Genomic DNA, 26,125 nt, shown 5'->3' on the forward strand with positions numbered 1-26,125 from the left:
GATCTCTCATCACATCAAACTGTATGGCTTGTTAGCGCTAAAATTGTACGCCTTTGTTCGACTAAAACTGTGTTCCAATATAAATAGATTAATAATTGGAGATACGACGATGTTGAATACACAAATGGGAAATGAAGTTAAGTTAATTCTAGTGGCGATTGTATGTGCTTTATTACTTATTATTGGGCACGTATTACTGGCTAAAGCATTCGCTGATATGGCTTGGGCTGAATACACAACCGCTGCTATCCCGTTCGTTATGCTCGCAATTTGTGGTGTCGCTATTAAGTTTGCAGTGTCTCAAGATATCGATTCTTAGCTTTAATGTACTGAACTTATATTTTTGCGTTTTTCTACAAGTACTTTGACTAATCATATCAAATGAAGCTCTACCACTTTAGGTAGAGCTTTTTTGTATATAAAGTTATGGCTTGCGCTTCACTAGCCCAATCCAATCCAATCCAATCCAATCCAATCCAAAAGTTACCCTTTCAACTATAGATAAAAGTTCCACATCCACCTGTTATCTATCTCAATGTAAGACTTTGTAAGTAATAAGTTGCAGTAACTTGGGGTGCGTATCACTTACTGACAATCGTTTGACCGGATACTTTTAGGCTTTAGCCCAACTTGTTGCTCATTCATAAAAGATCGCCGCCAATAAACTGCCTATATCATCCATTTAGACAGAAAATGATTTGCTTACAGTGGCTTACAAATTGAAAAAATCTTTACCGTACAATCACTAAGGATTAAACGGAGGGTAAAACATGAAATTAAAGCTTATTGCATTAGCTCTATTAACTACGAGTGTATATGCAGATGAAATAGCGGTAGATCTAGAGCGTTTAAGCAACGTCTCAACCGTACAGACAACCAACTTGTCTATAGAAAGCGAATTTATTGGCTATGAATTAGATGAGGGTAAATACCGTTACGCAAGAGATGTTGAATTAGACGGCTTAGATTGGGCTTTTTGGTACGGTGATAGACAGTCGGTTAGTAAGCCAAGTACTTATATGATAAGTGAAGCTACCGAGGTCGGTGAAATAAAAACAGTCGCAACGGATAGTTCAAAAAATGCAACTTCGAACCGATATCATTGGCAAGGAGGAAGTTCAGAGGATTACTTAACTCAGCTATCTTATTCTGGCTTGCTTCAAAGAAATGGTGGCTTCTCATTTCAAGTTCAGCCTGAATCTAATGGGAAATACTCAATTGAGCTTTACACACACAACTGGCTTTCATCAGCGGATGTAACGGCTTGTGTAGCAAATGAATGTATCACTATTCAAAATGACATTTCATTTCATATGACCAGCATTAAAAACACCATTACCTTTGAAATTAAGAATCCTGATGACGTGGTGGATATCTCATTTAACCGACACTATAGACAGTTTGATTTTGAAACCTCGCAGGGTTATCACGGCTTAGAAGCAATCCAACTAAAAGAGGTTCAGTAATATGAGAACAGTTATTCTTGCATCCGCTATTCTGACCGCTTTTTCTGCTCATGCTGGTTTAGGTAAAATGGACCGTTCAGTCAGCCAACATAAAGCATTTGCGCTACAGAAGCAGTTTGATTTTGCATGTCACATGAACGCAGGTTCAGCTACTTTGATAGATCCTTACTGGGTTATTACCGCGAACCATGTGTCTGGGGCTAAAAGTGAAGGCTACGAAAATGCTGTGACTTGTTCTTCTTATGAGAAAGACGAGGAAGGTAAGTATAAAGTTGTCCATACATCACGCGCTACTACCGATCCGAAAGGGGAGTGGGGAGAGTATGAATTTACCGATGGTATCTATGATTTTGCGCTTGTACGTCTAGACACTCCCATTACAGGGATTAAACCTGCCAAACTGCCTGAGAAAGGGATGTTTAGCCACTCAGAAATATACGAAGTGAACAGCGTAGGTTTCGGTAATTACAATGGGCGTAATGGCGGTCAAAAATTTGTTAAGTACAACGATACTGATAAAAAATGGCTAGCGGAATATAAATATGACCCTGTGATTTTGCCTCAAAGTGATTTGCAATGGCTAATCATCCATGGCGATTCTGGTTCAGGTATTACGATTGAACGAGAAGGTGAGTTCTATATCATCGGTGAAATCGGCTTACAATATTACGGTGAGCTTGGCTGGCAAGATACGTTTGATGATGTAATTGGTCGTTTAGATTCACTGAACCATGATATGAAAAAACATGGCTTCAGCTATTCTGAATTGGTTGAACTGCAGAATGTGAAATGGACATCTACCACACAAAATGATGTTGAAAATCTTCATGCTTTCTATAGTTACTGGAAAGCGAAAAACATGGATTTCAATAACACATATTGGACGGAAGATGGAGGTATCTACAATACCGCTTATGCAACTTCAGGAGCGAAGTATACTTTTGAAACTGTGATTCCTGCTAATCCGAAAGCACCTGCGTTTGATGTGTTTGTAAATGGACGACAAGTCGCTCATAACATTAAAGCGGATAAGGAAAGTGTATTCCTTAAAGTGAATGCTTTTGAGCAAAAGGGTGATCAAATGGTCATTGAGTTTAAACCGTTAGAAAAGACGAATGAGAAGATCTTGCTGGATCACTTCTTAGTCCGTACTGCTGATTAGCCTTAACCTTAAACTTAATGTAAGTCTTAGATTAAACCTTAGCTTCTAAGCTTGTATCAATAGGCTTTTATAAGTAAGCGCTTATAAATAAGCAAGTATAAAAAAACCTCCGTATAAACGGAGGTTTTTATTTATTTGTTACTGACTTCTTTAAGTAAGAAGCAAGCTGATATTAGAAGTTCGCAGAACGTGGAGTACGTGGGAACGGGATAACGTCACGAACGTTGCCCATGCCAGTTACGTAAGACACTAGACGCTCAAAGCCAAGACCGAAGCCAGCGTGAGGCACTGTGCCGTATTTACGTAGGTCGCGGTACCAGCTCATGTGCTCAGGGTCGATGCCCATACCAATCATGCGCTCGTCTAGAATGTCTAGACGCTCTTCACGTTGTGCACCACCGATGATTTCACCGATGCCTGGTGCAAGCACGTCCATAGCTGCTACTGTTTTGCCGTCGTCGTTTAAGCGCATGTAGAAAGCTTTGATGTCTTTCGGGTAGTTCTTAACGATAACAGGCGCTTTAAAGTGCTCTTCAGCTAGGTAACGCTCATGCTCAGAAGACATGTCGATGCCCCACTCAACGTCGAATTCAAATTTCTTACCAGAATCTAGTAGGATTTGGATTGCGTCAGTGTAGTCAACTTGTGCGAAATCAGCGTCTACGAATTGCTCTAGACGAGTGATTGCTTCTTTGTCGATACGAGAAGCGAAGAACTCAAGGTCATCACGGCGTTCTTCAAGAACAGCAGCGAACACGTACTTAAGCATGTCTTCAGCAAGTTTCGCTACATCGTCAAGGTCTGCAAACGCAACTTCAGGTTCAACCATCCAGAACTCAGCTAGGTGGCGACTTGTGTTTGAATTTTCAGCACGGAACGTAGGACCGAACGTGTAAACCTTGCTTAGTGCACAAGCGTAAGCTTCAGCATTAAGTTGGCCAGATACTGTTAGGAAAGTTTCTTTACCGAAGAAATCTTCGTTGAAGTCCACTTTGCCTTCGTCAGTGCGAGGTAGGTTTTCCATGTCTAGCGTAGAAACGCGGAACATTTCACCAGCGCCTTCTGCATCAGATGCAGTGATAAGCGGAGCTGAAGTCCAGAAGAAGCCTTGCTCGTGGTAGAAACGGTGAATCGCTTGAGATAAACAGTTACGTACACGTGCTACTGCGCCGATCACGTTTGTACGTGGGCGTAGGTGAGCAACTTCACGAAGGTATTCGATAGAGTGACGTGTCTTAGCCATTGGATAAGTGTCAGCGTCTTCAACCCAGCCTACAACTTTAACGTCAGTTGCAGCTAGTTCGAAGTCTTGACCTTTCGCAGGAGACTCAACAATCTTACCCGTTACTTCAACAGAGCAGCCAGTTGTTAGCTTTAATACTTCGTCTTCGTAATTATTAAGATTATTAGGAACCACGGCCTGAATCGGGTCGAAACAAGAGCCGTCATAAATGGCAAGGAAAGAGATTCCAGCTTTGGAATCACGACGTGAACGGATCCAGCCGCGAACAGTTACTTCACTGTCTACCGCTAGTTTGCCGCCAAGTACGTCTGTTACAGGCGCGTAAGTCATGTTGATTTCATTCTCCATTGAGGGACAAATTCAACTCAAAGTTTCTAGCATTGCAGCAAATAAACCGTTATTTGAACAATAATTAGCCGAAACATTGAGTTGTATAAACTTTTTAAATCGATTGAACATATTACCTGTCATACAGACAGCTTCAACCTTTATTCTTGCCTGCTAGGCGAAAAAATCATAACGGTTGATTTTTTGCTCTATTTACCTGCGTTTTTCGCCTGTCGGTCATTAATTTGCTCATGAGAGAACTTGAATTGGTTGATCAAAGATTCTAAATGAACAGAAAGATCTTCTAAGCTATGGCTGATGTCCCTCGTTTGGCTTGCCGACTGTGACGTGTTGTCGGCATGAGAAGAAATCATCTTCACTTTATCTTGCACTTCCTTAGTGGCATGTGTGGTTGACTGTGTCTGAGTTTGTATATTCTGCGCATGTTGAAGCACTTGCTGCATCTCATCGACCACATTACTCATCTCTTTTGATAGAGCATCGATATCCGCTGAATTAGAATATGCTTTTTCACATACATTATCAGCCGACACTAGAGATTCTTCACTTCCTTTCTGGAACTGCCCAATAATGGATTCAATACTTCCTGTTGCTTCTGCCGTGCGAGAAGCTAATTGGCGAACTTCATCTGCAACCACGGCAAACCCTCTACCTTGCTCGCCTGCCCGGGCAGCTTCAATTGCAGCGTTTAAAGCTAATAAGTTTGTTTGTTCAGCAATGCCTCGAATGACACTCAAAATAGAAGACACTTCGGATGTTTGCTGGTTGAGTGAGGTGATTTTATTTTTCACTTCCTCAATATTGCCGACCAAATCTTTAATATCTTTACTGGCATTTTGAGCCTGGCTGGCACTCTTTAATGCGACATCAGCGGTATGTGATATTAGTTCAGAAGCGGTCACCGTTGCTTCTTCTACATTGATCTGCTGCGCCTGTATGCCCCCCATATTATCTTGAACTTCACTGGTTTCTTCTTGTTGGTTACTGGCAGCATTTTCAGTGGTTTGCGCCACTCCAGTGAGCTGGTGAGCAGAAGCATTGAGTTTGTGAGAAGTGTTTTGTACTTGCTTAAGGCTATCCGACACCGTTCCCATGAATGAATTTATGGAAGTTTCGAGCGTGCCAATTTCATCTTGACGAGTAGCTTTCAATCGTTGTGATAGATCTTTATCAACACTGACTTGGGTCATGAAGCGTGACGTTTTTTGAATAGGGCGGACAATGATTTTTCTAATTAAAGTCATCGTCAAAATGAATCCGACAAGAGAAATACCCGCCATGATGCCAATCGCGGTGACCGTTTGGGTATTGATCATTGAATTGACGTGGCTAAGATTATATTCCAACCGGATTGCGCCTAACACTTCACCTTCAGGTGCCATGTGGCAAGCGACACAGTTGGTACCGCGATAATTCTCACTCGACTTCATCGGTAAGGCGACGACAATTCCTTTCCCCCATTCACCATTAAAATGTTCAATGACGGTTTCGCCAGCTAAAGCTCGTCTATCAATGTCATCTTGTGGCTGTTGGTTTGGATTACCAGCTCCATAGAGTTTACTAACTGTATCTGAACGTAGAACTCGAACTTGTTCGATCCCGTCCTGAACTAAAGCCTTTTGACGTAATGTCTCTTTTTGAGCCATGGTTCCGGTCAGCATCATCATATTGAGGCTGTCGAAATAATTACTGGCTTTGTCGTGCAACTGTTCACTTAGCACAGAGTTAACCAGCTCTTTTTGTTGGGTATATTGAAAGTAAGTGGATATAACTAATAGAAGACTGAAAACGATGACGAGAGCCACCAAAATTTTTGACGTTATAGTTGAGCGCATAATAAGTTTTTATAAATGATATTTGACAAGCGATACTGTAGCCCTAAAAACACGTACTACCTAAGTACTAGTTTCATTACTGTGACCACACTCCGGTTGTGGTTATGTATATGTGATGTAGCAGTTATGTGATAATTATTTGACGATGCAAGTGTCAAATAATTATGCCTAAATCGGAATGAATATCTCAGTTAGCATTGGTGTTAATATTTATAGATCTTGTAGTCATCAAGGCTTTTACGTAAGATTGCGTGTCATTTTTTTAGCCTGAGAAACACAATGAGAACAGAGTTATATAAAGAGTTTATGTTTGAAGCAGCACACCATTTACCGCATGTGCCAGAAGGGCATAAATGTGGTCGTTTGCATGGTCACTCTTTTCTTGTTCGTTTATATGTTGAAGGTGAAGTTGATCCGCATACAGGCTGGGTTATTGATTTTTCAGAAATTAAAGCGGTATTTAAACCTATTTACGATCGTTTAGACCATTACTACTTGAACGATATCGAAGGGTTAGAAAACCCAACAAGTGAAGTATTAGCGAAGTGGGTTTGGAACGAGCTAAAACCTTCTCTTCCTCTACTTAGTAAAGTAGAGATTAAAGAAACATGTACTGCTGGTTGCATTTACCGCGGTGAGTAAAGTTTAAGGTTAACCCTTATTCTTACATCAATTCTATAATTCTTTTTATAGTCTGATTATAAAGCGCCAATTGTTGGCGCTTTTTTGTATCTAAATTAACCTGAATGTTTATCCGTTTAACTTGGACCTTATAATTTAAATATCTGTTTGCTTAGCATTGATATGTTTAATGTTATTTAACAAAATTGAAACCTAGCATGTTGACAAGAAAGGGAGAGCTTAGGTGTTAAACACTTTTTATCGTTTTGGCATTGTATTTCAGTGTTCCTTGTATAAGATAAAACGTCTTCCATAAGGGAGAGATGTGGCAATGGATTTGTCACCTGTAACAAAATGGAATGTGACAACTGGACACATACATGAAATTCAAAATAACGTCTCCAATCATTGAACCAACAGAAGGTTCGCCCCACCGAGCAAGTGCAACTTTACTCGATACTCTACAACCTCGCTTGTTTCCTCTGCTCCATGCTTTACTTGCTCGCTTTCTGCCAGCGCACCCTTCTTATTATCGGTCTTATAACTTTATTTCACACTGATTTTTCGATATCAGCACGATAGCGATGCTTAATCACATCAAAATAATTAAACAAATAAGTTAAAGACTATATGAATATTAAAATGATAGGGAGCTCCCTAATTATCGCTGGTACCGCTTTAGGTGCTGGTATGCTTGCCATTCCAATGGTTCTCGCTCAATTTGGGTTAGTTTACGGAACCTCACTGATGGTTCTTATCTGTTTCGGAACAACTTATGCAGCGCTGCTTTTGTTAGAAGCGACGCTGAAATCTGGTGGTGGTCTTGGTTTAAACTCTGTAGCGAGAGAAACGCTTGGAAAAAAAGGTCAATTCATCACTAACGGGTTACTTTACGCGTTACTTATTTGCTTACTCATGGCTTATATTCTGGGCGCGGGTGATTTGATCAGTAAGTTGGTGGCGAACTTTGGTCTCACGCTCTCGGCAGTTCAAAGCCAAGTGTTATTTACGGTGCTAGCCGGCGCTATTGTTGCTTGTGGAACGGGAGCGGTAGACAAGCTCAATCGGCTGCTATTTTTAGTGATGCTATGCAGTTTAGTTTTGACATTGATATTTCTGATGCCTGGTGTGTCGACCTATAACATGCAGCAAGTAACGAATAATGACCACGTTGAATTAATTAAAACCAGTGCCATTTTATTCACCAGTTTCGGGTTTATGGTGGTTATCCCAACATTGGTTTCTTATAACCATGAAGCGACAGACAAACAACTGCGTAATATGGTCATTATTGGATCTTTGATTCCCTTAGTCTGTTACTTATTCTGGCTATTTGCTGTGGTGGGTAATTTAAGCCCCGAACAGTTCAGAAGCTTTCACAATGTATCCGACTTAATGGCCGCATTTGAAGCTCGTTCTCCTTGGGTTGGCAGTATATTAACTACGTTCACCGGTCTAGCGTTATTGACGTCATTTTTTGGTGTTGCGATGGCACTATTCAATCAAAACAAAGACATGTTTAACCAGAATACCGCTGTGACTTATGGCATTAGTTTTATATTGCCTTTAGCGGGGTCATTGCTGGCGGCGGATAAGTTTTTAGCGGTATTGAATTACGCAGGGATTATTTTAGTTTTCTTAGCGGTTTTTGTGCCGTTAGCTATGGTCCATAAGCAACGATTCATGAAAATAGCTGAAGACAAATACCGAGCAGAAGGGGGCAATGTAATGTTGATGTTCTCATTGGCTTTTGGTTGCTTCCTGCTTATCTCACAAGTGATTTAATTAGCTAAAGCAAGGGTCTAAGAAAGACCTGTCTTTGTGTTTCGATACAAAAACTAGATACAAAAAAAGGAACGCATCGGCGTTCCTTTTTATTATCTGCTCGTTATCAAGCAGACTGAGTTAAGTGTTGGCTTGTTAACTGATGCTGGCCAATAAATTAATGCTGACTAGCAAGCCAATGTTAACTAACTAACGAATGTTTATTAACAAACAACCTTAACAGCCAAACCACCTTGAGAAGTCTCACGGTATTTAGCGTTCATGTCTTTACCTGTTTCTAGCATTGTTTCGATAACTTTATCTAGAGAAACAGTAGGAGCAGAAGAGCGACGAAGTGCCATACGAGTTGAATTGATTGCTTTTACTGCAGCAATACCATTACGCTCGATACATGGAACTTGTACTTGGCCAGCAACTGGGTCACATGTAAGACCTAGGTTGTGCTCCATGCCGATTTCTGCAGCCATACATACTTGCTCAGGGCTACCACCCATAAGCTCAGCAAGGCCAGCAGCAGCCATAGAACATGCCACACCAACTTCACCCTGACAGCCTACTTCAGCACCAGAGATAGAAGCATTACGCTTGTAAAGACCACCTATCGCGCCAGAAGCTGCGAAGTAACGGATGTAGTCTTTCTCTGTTACTGTTTGGATGAACTTATCGTAGTAAGCTAATACAGCAGGGATGATGCCACACGCGCCGTTTGTTGGTGCCGTTACTACACGACCGCCAGCCGCGTTTTCTTCATTTACTGCGAAAGCAAACATGTTCACCCAGTCAACAACCGTCATTGGATCGTTGGTTGTTTTTTCTGACGTGATCAGTTGTTGGCGAAGTGCTGCTGCACGACGAGGTACACGCAGTGGACCAGGCAGGATACCTTCAGTATTCATACCGCGATCCATACACTCACGCATCGTTCTCCAGATGTTAGCGAAGTAAGTACGAGACTCTTCGTCTGAGTGGAACGCTGCTTGGTTTTTCATAACCAGTGTACTGATAGAAAGACCACTTTCTTTACACTGATTAACCAGCTCTTCAGCTGTTGTGAATTCGTAAGGTGCTTTAATTGGGTTTTCTTCTTCTTTGCCGAAGCTCTCTTCGTCAACGATGAAACCGCCACCAATTGAGTAGTACGTTTTTGAATAAGCGACTTCGTCATCAACCCAAGCATGAATGCTCATGCCATTTTCATGCAATGAAAGGTTCGAAGTATGGAAGTTCATTCCGCCATCTTTAGGGAACGAAACAGTATGACAGTGCATACCAACAGGTAGACGTTCAGTTTCTTCTACTCGAGCAATAAAGCCCGCTATAGAGTCGATATCTACTTTCTCAGGAGTATTGCCAGCAAGACCCATGATGATAGCGATATCTGTGTGGTGACCTTTCCCTGTCAGTGATAGTGATCCATATACGTCCACGGTGATTTTAGTGATGTCGCGCAATTTTCCCATTGAACGTAGGTCATCAATAAATTCTTTACCCGCTTTCATTGGTCCAACTGTGTGTGAGCTCGATGGACCAACACCGATTTTATAGATATCAAATACACTAATCATAGCGATTACCTCAAAAAGAGAGCCTCCCAAGGGGAGTAGGGAGGCTCATTTATTATCATTATATTTTGTGTTTAATCTCGCGATATAAGATGAAGCTCATCTTATAAAAAGTGCTTTAGATTAAAGAGCGCCGTAGATTACAGAACTAATAGCCGCTAGACCACATAAAGCTGTAAAGATTTGCACAGGTGCTGATGTTTTGTACTTAGCCATTGCTGGTACTTTTTGCATCGCGAATACAGGCATAATGAACAGGATAGCTGCAATCATTGGAGCACCCATTGTTTCAATCATACCTAGGATGCTTGGGTTAACTACCGCAACAATCCAAGTTGTAACAACGATGAACGCTAGAGATGCTTTCTCAATCGTGCTGATTGAAGAACCAGAGCGAGATTTGATTAGACCAACAAGACCTTCATGAGCACCTAGGAAGTGACCGAAGTAGCTTGAAGTAATCGCAGCGAATGCAACTAGAGGACCCATGTAAGAGATAAGTGGAGACTCATGTACGTTAGCTAGGTAAGAAAGAACCGAGATGTTTTGAGATTGTGCTGTTGCTAATTGCTCTGGAGATAGAGAAAGTACTACAGAGAATACGAAGAACATTACAAAACCCATCAGCATCATTGCTGCGCCACCAGTGATCGCGTCAGTTTTCTTAACTGCGTCTTCACCGTATACACGACGTTGCTCTTTAGAGAACTGTGAAATGATTGGGCTGTGGTTGAAAGAGAACACGATGATTGGAATCGCAAGCCAGATAATAGAAGGCATTGCTGACCATTCTGGGCTTGTTTCCATCATTGAAGTGTTCCAATCAGGAACTAGGTAGAAAGATAGTGCAAGTAGTACGAATACTAGTGGGTAAACCATCGCTGAAGTTGCTTTAAGCATCAGCTCTTTACCGAATACAACACCTGCTGTCATAGCAAGGATAAGTGCACCAGAAAGAAGAGGACGTGGAATAGATTCCATACCCATTTGGTTTACTAGGAAAGAATCAACCGTGTTGGTAATACCAACGCCGTAGATAAGAACGATTGGGTAGATAGCGAAGAAGTATGCAAAAGTAATAATGTTTGCGCCAGTCTTACCGAAATGTTCTTCAACAGTATCAGTGATATCTGCTTCAGGGTTTTTAGCTGATAGTACAAAACGAGCTAAAGATTTGTGTGCGAACCAAGTCATTGGTGCCGCAATTAGCGCTAGGATAACTAATGGCCAGAAACCACCCGCACCTGCTTTGATTGGAAGGAAAAGTACACCCGCACCTACGGCAGTACCGAAAAGTGAAAGACACCATGTGAAATCTTTATAATTAAACTTGCTAGACGTTTTTACGGCATTTGCCGAAGAAGTTGTTGTGCTCATGTTAAATTACTCATTTTTTGGGAACAGGAAATAAGTCAGGAGGGATTTTGCAGAATTTTCTTCGGCAAAAAATAGATCTAAATCATGTAATGGAACGGCTTGATACATGATATTGCAAAAACGGATTTTTGATCACGAAAATAGCGTGCTACAGGTGATTTCTATTAATGCTTACTATTAGTTTTATTAATGTGAGTGGTTAGATTCTATAGAATCATCACAAGGAAACGATTGCGCAAATTTGCATTAATAATTCTGTTCGATAAGAAAAGGGTTATTTGTTAACAGGGCGTCAATAAGGTGTGGTTGCTGTGTGATTGGTTGCTTATTTATGCAATAGATCTCTTCATTTGCTGCTGTAATGATTGAATGATTTGTGCGGTCATTCCCCAAATTAAATGTTGTTGAAAGGGCATTGCGAAAATTCGGTGCTTGAATTGGTTAAAATTAACGGTGTGGCTATAGAGATGATCAGAATTGAGTAAATGACTGGCTGGCACTTCAAAAAGGGACTCAACTTCATTTCTATCGATAATGGCTTCATAGCTAGGGTCAATCATTGCAATAATCGGTGTTACTGAGAAATGACTAATCGTTGGCAACTCTGGCAGTTCACCAATTATTTTCACTTGAGATGAAAGGATGCCTACCTCTTCTTCTAATTCACGAAGTGCAGTGAAATGCAGTGAAGGATCAGAAGGTTCAAATTTTCCACCAGGAAAACTGATTTGACCTGGATGGTGCTTTAAATGTCTTGCCCGTTTGGTGAAAATAACATGCAGCCCTTCCTTTCGATCAACTAACCCCACTAGTACGGCGGCTTTACGCAACTTACTATCCTTTAGGTGAGATAGTCGTTTAACAGACTCTGGGTGATAGCCAACGGTCGGCTTTAGCTGGAATTGCTGCAAAAAGTGCTGTCTATTCATATAGCCTCAATACATTGATTAATATAATCATAAGTATAGCGGACTCTCGTCGTTAAGTGTTTAAAGGCTTTTTACATATTATTGACTAAAATATAATTAACAGGGTGATTAATGATTGAACAACCGTGTTTGGTGGAACCAATTATTTGCCGAGTTTGAGTTATAGAAAGTGACATATGAATAGTTTTTAAAGACAACAATTTGATAAGTATGGAAATGTGGATCATTCTTATCGATAGATCATGCAAAGTAGGGAATACAATGAAAGGAATCATATTCACCGAATTTTTAGAGCTTGTAGAAGATAAGTTTGGGCTCGAGTTATTAGATGAAGTCTTAGATATGTCTGGTGATGAAGGTATTTACACTTCTGTTGGAAGTTATGACCATCATGATCTTGTTAAGCTGATCATCAACCTGAGTAAAAAAACCGAAATTGACCCTGAAACGCTTCAACGAGTTTTCGGACAATCGGTTTTTAAAAATTTACTCGCTTCATTACCAGATCAAGCAAGTTTGAGCCATTCGAACAATACCTTTCAATTTATCCAGCATGTAGAGCGTTATATTCATGTTGAAGTTAAAAAGCTTTATCCAGACGCTCAACCCCCTAAATTTGATTTTATCACTCAGAGTGAGGCGAACTTAGTTTTTGACTACAAGAGTGCACGTTGCATGTCACATGTTTGCCTCGGTTTAATTGAAGGTTGCGCTGCGTACCATAATGAAACGATTACAGTAGAAATGGAACCGCAAATAGAAGATGGCAGTGTCGTTCGTTTTAATTTAAAAATAGAGCAGCAGTAGTATGAGTTTAGTATCTGCTTTAGAGCATAAGCTAAAGCGACAGATTGCCGCAAGAAAGGAAGCTGAAAGGTTACTTGAACAGAAAAGCTTGGTACTTTTTGAAACGAACCAACAGCTGGAATTAGCGCTGAGGCAGTTAGAAAAAAGCTCTAATGCCAATCTAAGAAAAATTGAGTTTCAAGAACAAATAGATAATTTACTGATCGACTTTGGGCGGGCTTTTCTAAGAAAGAACCTTGATGATGTCATGCTGTCAGATTTAACTCAGAGTGTAACGAATAGCTATCTGATTGAGTCAAGCCGCTTAATACTGCCTCAAAATCTGTTACCAGAACTCAAAGTAAGCGATTTTGGTGATGCATCAATTCAAGGCAAGGTGATCGATACCGTTGAAGAACCTGAATGGGACGGAGAATTACTGACAATGCCTCTTGAAGTTGAGAAAGTCATTGTTGGAGTCTTGATCCTTAAAGTGAACCTCCATGGGCAAGATCATGCTCTGATTGAAAGCCAGTTATTACTAGTTACAGAGTTAATCTGCAGCGCGATTACACACCAATTAGCTATCAATAGAAATGTCGAGTCTCGATACCGAGCTGAGGAGTCCGAACGGGCGACTCGTGATTTCGTTGCCATGATTAACCATGAGTTAAGAACACCGTTGAATGGCTTGTTAGGCAGTGCGGAATTATTGAATGACACTGCATTAACGGGCTCACAAAAAGAGATAGTGAGTAACCTTAGCCAATCAGGTGAGTTTTTAAGGATCATCATCAACGATTTACTGGATTACAGTAAAATCAATGCTGGCATGCTAGAGCTTATTCCCAAAAAGTTTTCATTGGATGAATTGCGAAATACCATAGATAGCATTTTTGTGAATAGAGCTGCTGAAAAACAGTTGAAGTTTGATGTGACAGTGGATGCTGAAGTTCCTCATCACTTTATTGGTGACTTAGAAAGGGTGACGCAGCTATTTGTGAATTTAATTGGCAATGCGATTAAGTTTACCGAATATGGTTATGTAAAGGTTGATATCAGCTGGAAGCATGAGCAGTTTATTTTTTCTGTTGAAGATACTGGCATTGGCATATCGAAAAGTGCAAAAGAAACGTTATTTGAACCGTTTACTCAAGCCGATAGATCCAGTAGCCGAAACTATGAAGGAACAGGTTTAGGGCTTGCCATCTGTAAAAAACTGGTCGGGGTGATGAAAGGCAAAATAGAAGCAAGTAGTGAGCTTGATAAAGGTACTATTTTTAGAGTTGCAATACCTCTTGAATCGGTTGAAGAACCGCAATCCATTAGCGATAACAAAGAAGAGTTTTCAGCTGAAGTTATATTATCTTCATTGAAAATTTTGGTGGTTGACGACATTAAAATGAATCAGATCATCATTCAACAGATGCTGAAAAAGTTTGAAATCATGCCTGAGATTGCGGTGAATGGTATGGAAGGCTTTCAATACGCTAGCCAAAATTATTATGACGTTGTTTTTATGGATTGCCGGATGCCAGTTATGGACGGCTTTGAAGCAACAGAGAAATTAAGGGAAGACGGTTACGATAGGGCGATTGTTGCATTAACTGCTGGCACAACGCTTGAAGAGCGCGACAGGTGCATTAAATGCGGGATGGATGACATTTTAAGCAAGCCATACACAGCAAAAGATTTAAAAGAAATGCTGATTAAATGGGGATAATTCCCAGCCATTAATTGTTATCTCTATAGCTAGGCTTGTACGGTCAGATAATAAGTGACTCAGTGTTTAGTGATGATATAAAAATAGGCATAACACTGTTCAGCGTTATGCCTAAATTTTTCTGGCTTCTGGCTTCTGGCTTCTGGCTTCTGGCTTCTGGCTTCTGGCTTCTGGCTTCTGGCTTCTGGCTTCTGGCTTCTAGCTTCTAGCTTCTGGCGTTCAGTTTAAGGCGCTTAGCACTCAGACAAAACCGGCAAGATTCGGCTTAGCTTATCTAAGGTTTCCTGATACTCAGAGTCACATTTGCTGTCTGCTACAACACCTCCACCAGCCCATGCATAGAGGTTATTATTTTCCGCCACGAGAGTGCGAATTGTAATGCTGGTGTCCATGTTTCCATTTCGGCTTATATAACCAATACTTCCGCAATAAGCAGAACGTCGATGAGGCTCTAACTCTTCAATAATTTGCATAGCGCGGATTTTAGGTGCACCAGTAATTGAACCTCCAGGGAAACAAGCCCTTAATAAATCACTGGCGCGATAGGCCTCATCTAAATTTGCCCGAATGGTGCTCACTAAATGATGCACTGCAGGGAAGCTTTCGATGTCGAATAACTTAGGTACATGCACGCTACCAGGTTTAGCGACTCGCCCAATATCATTACGCAGAAGGTCAACGATCATTAGGTTTTCAGCTTGATCTTTCTCTGCAACAGAGAGATCCCTGGCATTCTCTTGATCTTGAGCGGCATCAAGAGATCGAGGTCTTGTTCCTTTAATAGGTTTTGTTTCGATCGTATCGCTGTTTAGCTTAAGAAAGCGTTCAGGTGAAATGCTCAAAATAGAAGAGTTTTCCATACGAATAAAAGCAGAAAACGGGGCTGAGTTATTTTGCTCTAACGTATTGTACGCTTGCCATTCACTGCCTTGGTACGCAGCTTTAAAACGTTGAGCAAGGTTGATTTGATAACAATCGCCAGACAATAAATATTCTTGAACTTGTTCGAACTTATTTCCATAGTCTTCTTGAGACATATTGGAGACCCAAGGGCTGGTGAGGGCAAAATTTTGTCGGTTAAGCCCTTCGCTTGTCGTCTCTTCTTCACCTTGAGTCGTTAACCAGCTCCAATGTTCCTGAATATTCACTCCCACCACACAAGCCGACTGAGTTTTGTGGTCGATAACGACTGCCCATTCATACAAACCCACGGCCATATCGGGTGTTGAAAGATCATGAGTAGCAATTGAGGGTAAACTCTCAACTCTTCGACCAAGATCATAACTAAAATACCCTAATGCACCTCCGATGAAAGGTAACTCTGTAAAGCCTTCCGTGTCTGGAAGTAATTGCTTTTGGTAAGAGTCCAATAGAGTGAATGGGTCAGCGTCTGAAACTTCAGTTTTTCCATTAACATTTACGGTTGTTTTTACACCTATTGTCTCGAAAGTGGCGATAGGCTGAGCAACTAAAATGTCGAATCTACTGTCAACATGGCTTTCTGATGCAGACCGTAATAGCATTGCCCAAGGCTGGCTTTCAATGCGTGAAAACAGTTGTTTAGCAAGGGTTGAATGATATTCAAGCGGCTTAATTTGGATAGAGTGAAATTCGTTGTTATTCATTTGTTTAATTTGTGACAAAGAGTTCGATCACTGCATGGCGTGTTAGAAGAAGCAAGAGTATCATAAATTCAAAATAAAGTGAGTTCTTGATTGAAGCCACACAGCGCTCGAGCAATAGAACATGATTTTTATTTGCTTCTGCTTATCTTCATTATTTAGTTGATAGGACAGGGCAAATATCAAATTATGCAAGCGATTGCTTTTAGCAATAATAAAAGCTCATCAAAGTGGCAAAATTAAGAACCCAACATGGAACTAGAACAATAAAGAGGCATGCAATGACGGTTATTCGTAAGCAAGATGTGATCAGCAGTGTCGCTGATGCACTTCAATATATTTCTTATTATCATCCTTTAGATTTCGTCCAAGCTCTTGAAAAAGCCTATGAAAAGGAAGAAAGCCAAGCAGCAAAAGATGCAATTGCTCAGATCCTAATTAACTCGCGAATGTCTGCTGAAGGACATCGTCCAATTTGCCAAGATACGGGCATCGTAACGTGTTTCGTTAATATTGGTATGGAAGTGCAGTGGGAAACGGATCAAACGGTTCAAGAAATGGTTGATGAAGGGGTTCGTCAAGCTTACACCAACCCAGATAACCCATTGCGTGCATCTGTCCTAATGGACCCAGCAGGTAAGCGTATTAATACTAAAGACAACACACCAGCGGTTGTTCACATTAATATGGTTCCGGGTAACAAAGTTGAAATTCAAATCGCGGCAAAAGGCGGCGGCTCAGAGAACAAAACTAAGATGGTCATGCTTAACCCTTCTGATGACATTGCGGAATGGGTAGAGAAAACATTACCAACAATGGGTGCTGGTTGGTGTCCACCGGGTATGTTGGGTATAGGCATTGGTGGTACGGCTGAGAAAGCCGCGGTGCTTGCTAAAGAATCATTAATGGAACACATTGATATTCAAGATCTGATTGATAAAGGCCCCGAAAACGCTGAAGAAGAACTTCGTCTTGATATCTTCAACCGTGTAAACAAGCTTGGCATTGGCGCACAAGGTCTTGGCGGTCTAACGACTGTTGTTGACGTTAAAATCAAAAGTGCGCCAACCCACGCAGCATCTAAGCCAGTTTGCTTAATCCCTAACTGTGCGGCGACTCGCCATGTTCACTTCACTCTTGATGGAAGTGGCCCTGCTGAACTTACGCCGCCTAAGCTAGAAGAATGGCCAGATATCACTTGGGAAGCGGGCGCGAATACTCGCCGTGTTAACCTTGATGAAGTGACAAAAGAAGATGTACAAGAGTGGAAGACGGGAGAAACTGTCTTACTATCAGGTAAAATCTTAACTGGTCGTGATGCTGCTCATAAGCGTATTCAAGGCATGCTAGAAAGTGGCGAAGGTTTACCTGAAGGTGTCGATCTGAAAGGTAAGTTCATTTACTACGTAGGTCCAGTAGACGCCGTTGGTGATGAAGCAGTCGGTCCAGCAGGTCCTACAACCTCTACCCGTATGGATAAGTTCACAGACATGATGCTAGAAGAAACAGGCATCATGGGTATGATTGGTAAAGCAGAGCGAGGCCCTGCAACGGTTGAATCTATCAAGCAACATAAAGCGGTTTACCTAATGGCAGTAGGCGGCGCAGCATACTTGGTTGCTAAAGCGATTAAGAAAGCACGTGTTGTAGCCTTTGAAGATCTTGGTATGGAAGCGATTTACGAATTTGAAGTTGAAGACATGCCAGTGACGGTTGCGGTTGATTCAACGGGGGCGAATGCTCACCAAATCGGTCCAGACACTTGGAAAGTGAAGATTGCTGAAGCGGAAGCCGCTAAGTAAAGTCACCCTGAAAACAAAAAGTGCAGAATTCACTGCACTTTTTTCGTTTTATCAATGATATAGTGAAAACAAGACTATAATGCTAATTAGATTTAGTATTGAAAAGATAGAAATAAAGAATTAGGAGAGAGGAATGCCTCGTTTTGTTCAAATCCTACAAATTGTTCTGGCTGTGGTTGTGGGTAGCTTTGTCGGTTACGACTTGATTTTACACGGGATCAGTATTTTCGATGAAAAGTACGTCACCATTAGTTTAGCGCTATTAGCTGTAGTAGAGATTGCTTTGTTTGTTATCTATAAATTAATTGAAGAAGATTAGATAGCCGACACTGAGTTTTGAATTGTATAGTCGCGATATTGTGAATTTTTAAGTTGCCGTATAATGTGTTTAGCAGCTAATAGGGTATAAAAGCCCAGTTAACTATATTAAAAAGCCCCTGATTATGATGGTAATCAGGGGCTTTTATTCATCTAACATTAATATTGAATAACCGATAATCAGCACCGAAGAAACGTTGGAGCGAAATGAATGAAGAAGATTACCCAAGAAGTGAGCGATTTTATAAGCAGAGGAACTGACTCACATGTAAGAGTCGCTGTTACGGGGTTATCTCGTGCGGGTAAAACTGCATTCATTACTTCATTGGTGAATCAACTTTTACATACCTCAACGCATAGCAACCTTCCATTATTGTCATCAGCTCGCGAAGGTAGAATCATTGGTGCTAAACGCATCCCTCAAAATAATATGATGATTCCTCGCTTTTCTTACGACGAAGCGATGAACTCGTTGCAATCTGATCCCCCAGAGTGGCCAGTACCCACGAGAGATGTCAGTGAAATCCGTTTAGCTATTAAGTACCAGCCAACTAAAGGTGCAAAAAAGCTATTTTCTAAAAACAGTACACTTCATCTCGATATTGTTGATTATCCCGGCGAATGGCTACTTGATTTACCTTTGTTAGATATGGATTTTGACACCTGGAGTCAAAACCAATTCGATACCCTGAAAGGAAACAGAAAAGAGTTTGCAGGTGAATGGCTTTCGGTTCTTGACAGTTTTGACGCATTAGCTGATATCAATGAAAAGCAATTAGCGGACATTTCGGATATTTATACTCAATACTTGTATACCTGTAAAAAAGAAGGTTTGCATTGGGTGCAACCTGGCCGTTTTGTGCTGCCTGGTGAATTGGCTGGAGCGCCTGTTTTACAGTTTTTCCCTTGTATTGTACCAAGTGGAAAGCCGAGTAAAGAGAGTAACTACTCGATGTTGAAGTCTCGGTATGAAGAGTATCAACAGAAAGTCGTTAAAGCTTTTTACAAGAATCATTTCGCAACATTTGACCGTCAAATTGTGCTGGTGGACTGCTTACAGCCTCTGAATGCAGGGTATGACTCATTTATTGATATGAGAAATGCATTGGAGCAGCTATTAACGAGCTTTAAATATGGACGCAGTAATGTAGTTAAGCGACTGTTTTCACCAAAGATAGATAAGATTCTGTTTGCCGCTTCTAAAGCCGATCATATTACGCCAGAACAGCACCCCAACTTAGTGTCACTGCTGCAGCAAATGGTTCACCCTGCGTGGCAGCACGCTGCATTTGAGCATATCGATATGAGCTGCATGAGTATTGCTTCAATACAATCTACATCGTCAGGTTATATTTCGAGAGGCGATGAGAATATACCTGCACTACAGGGGATGAATTTAGAAGGCTTCTCGCAGACGCTTTACCCTGGAGAGGTTCCTCGGAGATTACCAAACAAGCAATATTGGCAGGATAACCACTTCGAGTTTACAAGCTTTAGGCCATTAAGAGCGGAATCGGATCAGCCTTGCCAACATGTTCGCTTAGATAAAGCGTTAGAGTTTTTGATTGGAGATAAACTGAAATGAGTGAATTAAAAACAAAGCAAGTCTTTGATCAGCCTTTGAATACTAGCATGGGCTCTGATTCTAGTTTCCAGTCGGATACGACCGAAGCGCCTCAAGTGGATTTAAACACTCAGCAAATATTCACTGAACAAGAAAAGTTTACGCCGGTTGTGACTGATGAAGTGGAAGGCGAAACGGAACATGAGCAACAGTTAGAGCAAGTGATCCGTCCAAGTAAACACAGTTCATGGCTTGGGACGGGGGTTCTTACTACATTCACAGCATTAGTGGGCTGGCAAGCCGTTGACTCTGTTATTACTGCGTTTCAAACGGCTGACTGGCTAACACTGGGTTGGACGGGCTTCATTGCAGGTATTGCTTCTCTTGGCTTAGGGGCTATTGGTAAAGAATTATGGAAATTACGCTCATTGAAAAAGCATTTCAGTGTGCAAGAGGTCAGTGAGAGCTTACTGACAAGTGATAGCGTAGGAAAAGGGAAAGCATTTTGTGAAGATATCGCCAAGCAAGGTGGAATCAAAGAAGAAAGCCCAGCCTATGATAAGTGGAAAAACAGCGTAAACCCTTCACATAGTGATGCTGAAGTCCTTGATATGTACGATGCTATTGTCGTGAGCCAGCAAGATAAAGAAGCGACGCGGATTATCTCTAGATTTGCGACTGAATCTGCTGCGTTAGTGGCGGTTAGCCCACTTGCTGCGGTTGATATGCTGCTTGTCGCGTGGCGAAACTTCACAATGATAAATAAACTGGCACAAGTGTACGGTATTGAATTGGGTTACTGGTCTCGCCTGAGACTATTCAAACTAGTATTGCTTAATATGGCATTAGCGGGAGCAAGTGAGCTTGCTATTGATGCCAGTATGGATCTCATGTCTATGGATCTTGCCGGAAAAGTGTCGGCAAGAGCAGGGCAAGGTTTAGGTGTGGGTATTCTAACGGCAAGGGTTGGATTAAAAGCAATGTCATTGCTACGACCACTTCCTTGGCATAAAGACAGAAAAGTAAAGTTGTCGGATTTTCGTAAAGCCATATTGTTAGAAGTGAAACGTATCACTTTGAAATAAATAAAACGCACTCAATTAGGGTGCGTTCATTGTATGCAGCGGACTTAGCCTACATTAAAAATGCATGATGAGCTGAGCAGAAGCGCCGTAGTTATTGTCTTTGCCAGCTTGTGCCGCTAAATCGAATCCAAAAATACCAAATGGTTTAAAACCTAAGCCGACCGTGGCTAGGTCATCAGCATAATCAGTTAAACTGTGCATATAGCCTAAACGAAGTTGAGCCCAGCTAAACGCATCCAGCTCAGCACCCACTTTCGCATACTGAGTTTTGTAGTCGTATTCTTTAAAGTGCTCTACAGCATTTAAATCAATGTCAGCCGTTAGGTTGTACCATGATTTATCATATGAGATACCCAGTACAAATTCTGGTTGAACAAGTACCGTCGCTTTTTGCCCGAAGTGCGTTTTGGTTTTCAGTTCTTGCGATAAGATATTCTTAGCAGATAAGCCAATAATGGTGTTGTCCCCCCACTCATAAGCTGCGCCTAAGTCTATGTTGAATGTAGACTTTTCTACGTAATCCTCTTCAACATCAAAGTCGTCATCAAACTCATCCAGTGTTTCAACGTAGTTTAAACCATAGATGCGTTGGTACTTGGGTGAAATGCCAAACATAAAATCGTGATCTTTGATAGTAAACGTATCAGCAAAGGTAAAACCCACATCAACAATCGCCACTCCTACCGCCTGACCACTTGAAAGTAGCTCTGAATCAGTAGGATTATCATTGTGTAAGTCATCATCATGTACATTAAATCTCGCAATGGTAGCTATTTGAGATTTGATGAAGAAGTTGGTACTCATATGTTTATTTGGAATGGCGAATACGGTACCTAAATTAGCTTCGACATTTACATTGCCATTATCCAGTTGTTTTAAAGCTTTGCGCCATTCATCTAGTAACTCTTCATTGGTAGGATCAAATTGCAATTGGTCATCAATATCTTGGAAGTGATCCAGTTTGTCTATCATGTCATCTCGGTCATGAACCCTTGCCCCAAGAACTGGAAGAATTAACCCAAAGTTATCGCTTTCTTTATAGCGAGCCGCTAAAGCGGGGTTGTGAAAACTGGATGTAAGGTAAGAGGCAGACGCCGCTCCAGTGCTGCCCATGCCAACACTTCTTGTATCGAAAGAAGTCATGGCAAAACTAGACGCTGAAAAAGTACTGATTATGGTGAGGAATAGTTTGGAGTGTTTCATATTTTAGCCGGATGAGGTTTATACGGAATAATATAGGCTATGGGTGATTCATTTTAAGTTCCATACAATAACCTTGTTTTAAGTAAGTATTTATTACTAAGTGTTACAGAAAGAAATCTTGATTGGTGGGAGTGATGATAAGAGAACATCTCAACCTATTGATATTTAACAACTGAATAGATATAGACCGCTCTATGATGACTCTTTTCTTGACTGGTTCCATTGCTTAATTCAAACTAGTGTCAACTTTTCCTGACACCTTAATAGGACACATCTTGCGTCTTGAAGTTTTGTGTGAAGATCGGCTTGGCTTAACGCGTGAGCTGCTCGATATTTTAGCCTCTAAAAGCATTGATTTACGCGGTATAGAAATTGATATTAAAGGCATCATTTACTTAAATTGCCCTGACATTGATTTTGATACCTTCAGTGAGTTGATGGCGGAAATTCGCCGTATTTCAGGTGTCAATGATGTCAGGAAAATTCAGTTTATGCCGAGTGAAAGGCACAACACTGAACTACTTGCACTTTTAGCAAACCTTCCTGATCCTGTGATTGCTATTGACCTGAAAGGGTCTGTAGATATGGCAAACCACGCCGCTCTTAATCTATTCAATAAATTAGAAGAAGAAATTATTGGTGAACCAGTGATTTCATTTTTACCTACTTTTAATTTTTCACGCTGGATTGAGGGAGACGTCAATCGTCATCGTGAAGATGTAGTGTTAGATGGTTTAGATTTCTCTATTGAAATTATTCCCGTTTATCTAGGTGGGGATGTATCTGAACCAGTGCTGGCAAGCGCAGTAATGACGATTCGTTCTAGCCGCCAGCAAGATGCGAATGCACATGACTCCTTGCCTGAAAAAAATAATCTAGGTTTTGAGCACTTTGTTGGTATTTCAAACCGCCATAAAGCTCTGATTAGTCAAGCGAAGAAACTGGCAATGCTTGATCAGCCTCTTTTAATTGAAGGGGACACGGGCACAGGTAAAGAAATGCTAGCGAAAGCGTGTCATAACCGCTCGAACCGTGCTTCTTTCCCTTTTCTGATTTTAAGCTGTGCTTCAATGCCAGATGATGTGGCTGAAACCGAATTGTTTGGTCATGCTCCTGGTTCGTTCAATCATGAACAAGGTCATAAAGGTATATTTGAGCAGGCTAACGGCGGGACCGTATTCTTAGATGAGATTGGCGAAATGAGCCCTCATCTTCAAATCAAATTGCTACGTTTTCTTCAAGATGGCACTTTCCGCCGTGTGGGAGAAGAAGAAGAGATGCATGTTGATGTACGTATTATTGCTTCAACTCGTCATAAGTTAGGGGAACTGGCTGATTCAGGATCTTTCCGAGAAGACCTCTTCTATAGGCTGAATGTTTTGACTCTATCGATTCCAGCTTTAAGGGAACGTTCAAATGATGTTGGACCGCTTTTAGAATTATTTACTGCCAAATATGCGCACCAGTTAGGCATGCTAAAGCCAAAGCTAACGGAAGAGCTAGTAATTCAACTAGGTAACTACCAATGGCCAGGTAATATTAGGCAGCTTGATAACATGGTACTAAGGGCGCTGACTGAGCTAGATGGCGATACACTTTCCATTGAACAGTTCCATTTACCTAAACTTGAAGCGGTAGCCTCGGGCATGGCGAGCATGAATATTGACGGCTCGCTTGATGAAATTATGAAAGACTATGAATCTCAGATTTTAGAGAAACTTTATCAGTCTTTCCCATCAAGTCGTAAACTCGCGAAGCGCCTAAATGTCTCCCATACCTCAATTGCAAATAAATTGCGTGATTATGGAATTCGTAAAAATTGATTGAAGATACCAGCACTAAAGAGAAAGTATGTAAACGGGATGGCGATTTAATATTACGCACTGCTGCCCCTGGTGATGCTGAAATGATCAGCCAATACTTTATTACGAATCGTCCATATCTAAAGCCTTGGGAGCCAGCTAGAGAAGAACTTTTCTTTAGTGTAGAAGGATGGAGCCAAAGGTTAATCAAGCTGCATGAGTTGCATAGAATGGGGCTTGGATATTATTGTTTACTAATCAATGCTGAAACTAATGAAATGTTAGGAACCGTGTCTTTTAGTAACCTTTCACGCTTTCCTTTTCATGCGTGTAATGTTGGTTATTCTCTAGCGGAAAGCGCGCAAGGGCATGGTTATATGCGAAGAGGCTTAAAACTAGCCAAAGACTATATGTTTGACGTTCAGAATGTACATCGTTTAATGGCTGGTTATATGCCACGTAATAAGCGTAGTGAAAATGTATTAAACCACCTTGGTTTTGAACGCGAAGGGTATGCTAAAGATTATTTGCAGATAAATGGTCAATGGGAAGACCACATACTGACTGCTTTGGTTAATCCTCATTGGCAAGATACTCGAATAAGTTAAAGGTTAGTTTGAAAATAGATTCAGCTAATTTAATACGTAAATAAGAACTAAGAATATATAATGTTAGAAGCATAGCGTTCTAATAATTAAGTTAAGGATATTTGATGTCATATACAACTTTGGATGAATACCAAAGAAAATGGATTTTCACTCACCAATCTATGCCTTTACCAGCAGAAGATTTAGAGAAGATAAAACCAATGACTCAGGCTCGTGCTGCACAGTTTTGGAAAGAGAACGTGAGCCCACAAAGCCCAGATTCAGAACGCCTGAGCACGCAAGATTGGCCAAGCAAAGCTTCCAATTGGAAAGACGAAATTAAGTGGATGAGCTGTTGGGATTCAGATGAGCCAGAACTACCTGAAGGTATTTTGGAGCATATTGACTGGCAAGACGACGTTACGATTTACTTCTGTTACGAGAAATACAACGTGCTAGAAACTAAATGGTCAGTGTTTAAAAAGCATTGGAAGAACTTTTTGTTTTACGATGATGGACCAATCTTGCTTGGTCGACGTCGTACAGAAACGTTATGGTTCTCAACTAAAGGCACCGTTAAACTAGGTAACAGAACTTAGTCTTAATACTTATCCAGATCTTCAGTTGTTGTATATTAAAGCGAGCAATAGCTCGCTTTATTCTTTTCTTAATCATATTACGTCTTCATCCTTATTGCCTTATCCCTCTATTCTGTATTTATCCTCCTTCAGCATTAATCTTTTCCAGTCATAAACATTCATCAATATTTAATATACGCCGTGTATATCTAAGTTTGTAGTGGCATAGTTAGATCTATATGTGGATAACATTTAATCAAAATCCATATGAGTTAATCAGTGTAATATCTTGCAGAACCATATTTTGTTTGTTGAATGTAATTAAATTTAGACTATATTTAAGGTACGACCCTGTGTGGAGGTGCCGTATGATTTGGGAAACTCTCGAACGTGTAAATAAACTTCGCAAGGCAGCGTTAGAAGATCCAGAGTTTTTGGACTCGGCTAGAGTTCATGAAGAATGGATTTTAAATCAAACAAACAACAAAGGAGGCAGCAACGCCGAAAAGCGTAAAGAAAAGAAACTATCTGATATATATGAACACACTGATTTTTCAATTAACCCTAGTGGTTCCAAACATTAAGCTTAAGTAAATAATGAACACATTTGTAGTTAACAAAAAATGCCACTATAAAATCTAAAGCTAAGATTTGTAGTGGCATTTTCATTTATGTAACCATAATTAAAGCTAAAGCTAAAGCTAAAGCTAAAGCTAAAGCTAAAGCT

The 26,125-nt window shown here is 40.8% G+C and carries 23 protein-coding genes; 16 read left to right on the forward strand and 7 right to left on the reverse strand.

Annotated features, from left to right (window positions below):
• Positions 1-109 precede the first annotated feature (109 nt).
• The 3 genes from F0226_RS08860 to F0226_RS08870 all read left to right on the forward strand — a co-directional run bounded on the left by F0226_RS08860 (position 110) and on the right by F0226_RS08870 (position 2,628).
• Positions 110-319 (forward strand): hypothetical protein, encoded by a 210-nt coding sequence (locus F0226_RS08860; RefSeq protein WP_171735303.1) that lies wholly within the window; start codon positions 110-112, stop codon positions 317-319.
• A 451-nt stretch (positions 320-770) separates the two neighbouring features.
• Positions 771-1,466 carry a hypothetical protein gene (locus tag F0226_RS08865; RefSeq protein WP_171735304.1) on the forward strand — a complete coding sequence of 232 codons (696 nt, stop codon included), beginning with the start codon at positions 771-773 and terminating at the stop codon, positions 1,464-1,466.
• 1 nt (position 1,467) lies between these two features.
• A complete protein-coding gene (locus F0226_RS08870; protein ID WP_171735305.1) occupies positions 1,468-2,628 on the forward strand; it encodes a trypsin-like serine protease in 1,161 nt (386 codons plus the stop codon).
• 172 nt (positions 2,629-2,800) lie between these two features.
• Here the strand turns inward: F0226_RS08870 and asnS are convergent, their stop codons facing one another.
• Positions 2,801-4,201, reverse strand: a complete 1,401-nt coding sequence (gene asnS / locus F0226_RS08875) for an asparagine--tRNA ligase (protein ID WP_004734710.1) — start codon at positions 4,199-4,201, stop codon at positions 2,801-2,803.
• A 206-nt stretch (positions 4,202-4,407) separates the two neighbouring features.
• Positions 4,408-6,054 (reverse strand): methyl-accepting chemotaxis protein, encoded by a 1,647-nt coding sequence (locus tag F0226_RS08880; RefSeq protein WP_171735306.1) that lies wholly within the window; start codon positions 6,052-6,054, stop codon positions 4,408-4,410.
• 279 nt (positions 6,055-6,333) lie between these two features.
• On the opposite strand from F0226_RS08880, the gene queD reads away from it, so the two are divergent.
• The 3 genes from queD (at position 6,334) to F0226_RS08895 (ending at position 8,460) form a co-directional block, all read left to right on the forward strand.
• Entirely contained in the window at positions 6,334-6,696 is a 363-nt protein-coding gene (gene queD, locus F0226_RS08885; RefSeq protein ID WP_171735307.1) for a 6-carboxytetrahydropterin synthase QueD, read from the forward strand.
• Between the two features lie 359 nt (positions 6,697-7,055).
• Complete coding sequence (locus F0226_RS08890; protein ID WP_171735308.1) at positions 7,056-7,235, forward strand: hypothetical protein; 180 nt, start codon at positions 7,056-7,058, stop codon at positions 7,233-7,235.
• Between the two features lie 70 nt (positions 7,236-7,305).
• A complete protein-coding gene (locus F0226_RS08895) occupies positions 7,306-8,460 on the forward strand; it encodes an aromatic amino acid transport family protein (protein WP_253820791.1) in 1,155 nt (384 codons plus the stop codon).
• 203 nt (positions 8,461-8,663) lie between these two features.
• Here the strand turns inward: F0226_RS08895 and F0226_RS08900 are convergent, their stop codons facing one another.
• The 3 genes from F0226_RS08900 to F0226_RS08910 all read right to left on the reverse strand — a co-directional run bounded on the left by F0226_RS08900 (position 8,664) and on the right by F0226_RS08910 (position 12,328).
• Positions 8,664-10,025, reverse strand: a complete 1,362-nt coding sequence (locus F0226_RS08900) for an L-serine ammonia-lyase (protein ID WP_102307422.1) — start codon at positions 10,023-10,025, stop codon at positions 8,664-8,666.
• Positions 10,026-10,145: 120 nt separating this feature from the next.
• On the reverse strand, positions 10,146-11,399 hold the full coding sequence (locus F0226_RS08905) for an aromatic amino acid transport family protein (protein WP_171735309.1): 1,254 nt from the start codon (positions 11,397-11,399) through the stop codon (positions 10,146-10,148).
• Between the two features lie 329 nt (positions 11,400-11,728).
• Positions 11,729-12,328, reverse strand: a complete 600-nt coding sequence (locus F0226_RS08910; RefSeq protein ID WP_171735310.1) for a CoA pyrophosphatase — start codon at positions 12,326-12,328, stop codon at positions 11,729-11,731.
• A gap of 261 nt (positions 12,329-12,589) precedes the next feature.
• On the opposite strand from F0226_RS08910, the gene F0226_RS08915 reads away from it, so the two are divergent.
• A complete protein-coding gene (locus F0226_RS08915; protein WP_171735311.1) occupies positions 12,590-13,135 on the forward strand; it encodes a heme NO-binding domain-containing protein in 546 nt (181 codons plus the stop codon).
• 1 nt (position 13,136) lies between these two features.
• The gene (locus F0226_RS08920; RefSeq protein ID WP_171735312.1) at positions 13,137-14,837 is read left to right on the forward strand and encodes an ATP-binding protein; all 1,701 of its coding nucleotides are present in this window, start codon (positions 13,137-13,139) and stop codon (positions 14,835-14,837) included.
• Between the two features lie 233 nt (positions 14,838-15,070).
• Here the strand turns inward: F0226_RS08920 and pabB are convergent, their stop codons facing one another.
• Entirely contained in the window at positions 15,071-16,462 is a 1,392-nt protein-coding gene (gene pabB, locus F0226_RS08925; RefSeq protein WP_171735313.1) for an aminodeoxychorismate synthase component I, read from the reverse strand.
• Between the two features lie 278 nt (positions 16,463-16,740).
• Between pabB and F0226_RS08930 the strand changes: the two genes are divergently transcribed.
• The 4 genes from F0226_RS08930 (at position 16,741) to F0226_RS08945 (ending at position 21,228) form a co-directional block, all read left to right on the forward strand.
• On the forward strand, positions 16,741-18,261 hold the full coding sequence (locus tag F0226_RS08930) for a fumarate hydratase (RefSeq protein ID WP_171735314.1): 1,521 nt from the start codon (positions 16,741-16,743) through the stop codon (positions 18,259-18,261).
• A gap of 133 nt (positions 18,262-18,394) precedes the next feature.
• A complete protein-coding gene (locus F0226_RS08935; protein ID WP_171735315.1) occupies positions 18,395-18,580 on the forward strand; it encodes a hypothetical protein in 186 nt (61 codons plus the stop codon).
• Between the two features lie 210 nt (positions 18,581-18,790).
• The gene (locus F0226_RS08940) at positions 18,791-20,164 is read left to right on the forward strand and encodes a YcjX family protein (protein WP_171735316.1); all 1,374 of its coding nucleotides are present in this window, start codon (positions 18,791-18,793) and stop codon (positions 20,162-20,164) included.
• Positions 20,161-21,228 (forward strand): TIGR01620 family protein, encoded by a 1,068-nt coding sequence (locus F0226_RS08945; RefSeq protein WP_171735317.1) that lies wholly within the window; start codon positions 20,161-20,163, stop codon positions 21,226-21,228. The genes F0226_RS08940 and F0226_RS08945 overlap by 4 nt, the downstream gene beginning before the upstream one ends.
• A 54-nt stretch (positions 21,229-21,282) precedes the next feature.
• Here the strand turns inward: F0226_RS08945 and traF are convergent, their stop codons facing one another.
• Positions 21,283-22,431, reverse strand: coding sequence for a conjugal transfer protein TraF (gene traF / locus F0226_RS08950; RefSeq protein WP_171735318.1), 1,149 nt, complete (start codon positions 22,429-22,431; stop codon positions 21,283-21,285).
• Positions 22,432-22,706: 275 nt separating this feature from the next.
• Between traF and tyrR the strand changes: the two genes are divergently transcribed.
• The 4 genes from tyrR to F0226_RS08970 all read left to right on the forward strand — a co-directional run bounded on the left by tyrR (position 22,707) and on the right by F0226_RS08970 (position 25,982).
• Complete coding sequence (tyrR, locus tag F0226_RS08955; protein ID WP_171735319.1) at positions 22,707-24,254, forward strand: transcriptional regulator TyrR; 1,548 nt, start codon at positions 22,707-22,709, stop codon at positions 24,252-24,254.
• Positions 24,254-24,841 (forward strand): ribosomal protein S5-alanine N-acetyltransferase, encoded by a 588-nt coding sequence (gene rimJ, locus F0226_RS08960; protein ID WP_171735355.1) that lies wholly within the window; start codon positions 24,254-24,256, stop codon positions 24,839-24,841. The genes tyrR and rimJ overlap by 1 nt, the downstream gene beginning before the upstream one ends.
• 104 nt (positions 24,842-24,945) lie before the next feature.
• Positions 24,946-25,419 (forward strand): DUF2947 domain-containing protein, encoded by a 474-nt coding sequence (locus tag F0226_RS08965; RefSeq protein ID WP_171735320.1) that lies wholly within the window; start codon positions 24,946-24,948, stop codon positions 25,417-25,419.
• Positions 25,420-25,766: 347 nt separating this feature from the next.
• Positions 25,767-25,982, forward strand: a complete 216-nt coding sequence (locus F0226_RS08970) for a hypothetical protein (RefSeq protein ID WP_171735321.1) — start codon at positions 25,767-25,769, stop codon at positions 25,980-25,982.
• Positions 25,983-26,125 lie beyond the last annotated feature (143 nt).

Origin of the sequence: Vibrio sp. 99-70-13A1, assembly GCF_013114625.1 — a bacterium.
Classification (GTDB): domain Bacteria; phylum Pseudomonadota; class Gammaproteobacteria; order Enterobacterales; family Vibrionaceae; genus Vibrio.

Coding starts and splice junctions, on each gene's coding strand:
- F0226_RS08860 (WP_171735303.1), top strand. CDS start 110: ATGTTGAATACACAAATGGGAAATGAAGTTAAGTTAATTCTAGTGGCG.
- F0226_RS08865 (WP_171735304.1), top strand. CDS start 771: ATGAAATTAAAGCTTATTGCATTAGCTCTATTAACTACGAGTGTATAT.
- F0226_RS08870 (WP_171735305.1), top strand. CDS start 1,468: ATGAGAACAGTTATTCTTGCATCCGCTATTCTGACCGCTTTTTCTGCT.
- asnS (WP_004734710.1), bottom strand. CDS start 4,201: ATGACTTACGCGCCTGTAACAGACGTACTTGGCGGCAAACTAGCGGTA.
- F0226_RS08880 (WP_171735306.1), bottom strand. CDS start 6,054: ATGCGCTCAACTATAACGTCAAAAATTTTGGTGGCTCTCGTCATCGTT.
- queD (WP_171735307.1), top strand. CDS start 6,334: ATGAGAACAGAGTTATATAAAGAGTTTATGTTTGAAGCAGCACACCAT.
- F0226_RS08890 (WP_171735308.1), top strand. CDS start 7,056: ATGAAATTCAAAATAACGTCTCCAATCATTGAACCAACAGAAGGTTCG.
- F0226_RS08895 (WP_253820791.1), top strand. CDS start 7,306: ATGAATATTAAAATGATAGGGAGCTCCCTAATTATCGCTGGTACCGCT.
- F0226_RS08900 (WP_102307422.1), bottom strand. CDS start 10,025: ATGATTAGTGTATTTGATATCTATAAAATCGGTGTTGGTCCATCGAGC.
- F0226_RS08905 (WP_171735309.1), bottom strand. CDS start 11,399: ATGAGCACAACAACTTCTTCGGCAAATGCCGTAAAAACGTCTAGCAAG.
- F0226_RS08910 (WP_171735310.1), bottom strand. CDS start 12,328: ATGAATAGACAGCACTTTTTGCAGCAATTCCAGCTAAAGCCGACCGTT.
- F0226_RS08915 (WP_171735311.1), top strand. CDS start 12,590: ATGAAAGGAATCATATTCACCGAATTTTTAGAGCTTGTAGAAGATAAG.
- F0226_RS08920 (WP_171735312.1), top strand. CDS start 13,137: ATGAGTTTAGTATCTGCTTTAGAGCATAAGCTAAAGCGACAGATTGCC.
- pabB (WP_171735313.1), bottom strand. CDS start 16,462: ATGAATAACAACGAATTTCACTCTATCCAAATTAAGCCGCTTGAATAT.
- F0226_RS08930 (WP_171735314.1), top strand. CDS start 16,741: ATGACGGTTATTCGTAAGCAAGATGTGATCAGCAGTGTCGCTGATGCA.
- F0226_RS08935 (WP_171735315.1), top strand. CDS start 18,395: ATGCCTCGTTTTGTTCAAATCCTACAAATTGTTCTGGCTGTGGTTGTG.
- F0226_RS08940 (WP_171735316.1), top strand. CDS start 18,791: ATGAAGAAGATTACCCAAGAAGTGAGCGATTTTATAAGCAGAGGAACT.
- F0226_RS08945 (WP_171735317.1), top strand. CDS start 20,161: ATGAGTGAATTAAAAACAAAGCAAGTCTTTGATCAGCCTTTGAATACT.
- traF (WP_171735318.1), bottom strand. CDS start 22,431: ATGAAACACTCCAAACTATTCCTCACCATAATCAGTACTTTTTCAGCG.
- F0226_RS08965 (WP_171735320.1), top strand. CDS start 24,946: ATGTCATATACAACTTTGGATGAATACCAAAGAAAATGGATTTTCACT.
- F0226_RS08970 (WP_171735321.1), top strand. CDS start 25,767: ATGATTTGGGAAACTCTCGAACGTGTAAATAAACTTCGCAAGGCAGCG.